Here is a 1,294-nt window from a genome sequence, read left to right on the forward strand (position 1 = left end):
ATAGACTGACCCAGTGAAATGAGACAGAAATAAAACACCCTTTTAGGCTGCCTTTTCACCATATTCAATTGGTGAGAGGTAGCCTAATTTTTCTTGAATTCTTACTTCATTATATTCTTTTAGATACTTCTCTACACGTCTTGTAACTTCTGTATTACTTAGTGAATTAAATCTGGTATACGCAAATTCCTCCGATTTCAAACTAGAATGGAATGATTCAATGACTGCATTATCCCAACAGTTACCTCTTCTTGACATGCTACTCACTAAGTTATGCTTTGTTACACAAGCCTGAAAGGCATACGAAGTGTATACACTCCCTTGGTCTGAGTGTATAATCACATCTTCTGGATAAGAACGTTTTTCTAATGCTTCTTTTAGTGTATCTATCACTAGTGGTGTCTGTTGATGATCGTACATTTTGTAAGCGACAATTTCGTTATTATATAAATCCATAATGGTTGATAGATACATTATTGTACTCCCGTATTGAATATATGTTATATCTGTCACCCATTTTTGATTTGGTTTCGAAGCTTGAAAATCACGTTTTATAAGATCAGGCGCAACGATAATTGTCTCACCTTCGGACTTCCACTTTCTTTTAGGTTTAACACGACACTGAAGATGATGTTTTTGCATAATGGCTTGGACAGTATTACGGTTCCGTTTAATTTTATACTCTTTTTTAAGAATTGCTTTAACTTTACGATGCCCATATCGATATTTCGTGTTCTTACATATCTCCATGATTGCTTTTTCAACTTCTGTTAAAGAAGACCTTATTCCTTCAGATCGCCAACGATAATAAGTTGCACGAGGCACTTCCAAGGCATTTAAAATCGATGTCACTGTGTATTTTCCTTTTAATTTATCAACGAGATTTAGAACTATTTCTTTTTCAACTCTCTTTCCATCTCCATATACTTTTTTAAAATTTCATTCTCCATTTTCAAATGATCTATCTGCCGCGTTTTACGCTCATCCTCTGTACTGAATTCTGGACCATGTCCATACGAGTACTGCTTGCCTATTGGCTGATCAAAACGATATATTTCACCATCACGATACCACTTAACCCATGTTTTAATTTGCGATACATTTTTAATTCCATACTTCTCCATAATTTCTTGATTCGTTAATTCTCCACTTAATTTCGCTTTCACAACTGCCCATTTTATCTTACTTGAATATACGTTTTTGCCCATGCAAAAACACCTCCGTTAAAAGTACTTAAATCTATTGTACCATTTCGAAGGTGTTTTATATTGTCTCAAATAATTAGGTTAGTCTA

At 34.4% G+C, this 1,294-nt stretch carries 1 protein-coding gene; it reads right to left on the reverse strand.

Annotated features, from left to right (window positions below; translation table 11 throughout):
- Window positions 1-42: 42 nt before the first annotated feature.
- Window positions 43-1,208 (reverse strand): IS3 family transposase gene (locus SPD45_RS14335; protein WP_336268459.1). Its coding sequence is split into 2 segments (ribosomal slippage): window positions 43-932 and window positions 932-1,208, totalling 1,167 coding nucleotides; the frame shifts between segments, so codons are not numbered across the junction.
- Window positions 1,209-1,294 lie beyond the last annotated feature (86 nt).

The organism is Pseudogracilibacillus sp. SO10305 (assembly GCF_037072005.1).
GTDB lineage: Bacteria > Bacillota > Bacilli > Bacillales > Amphibacillaceae > Pseudogracilibacillus > Pseudogracilibacillus intestinigallinarum.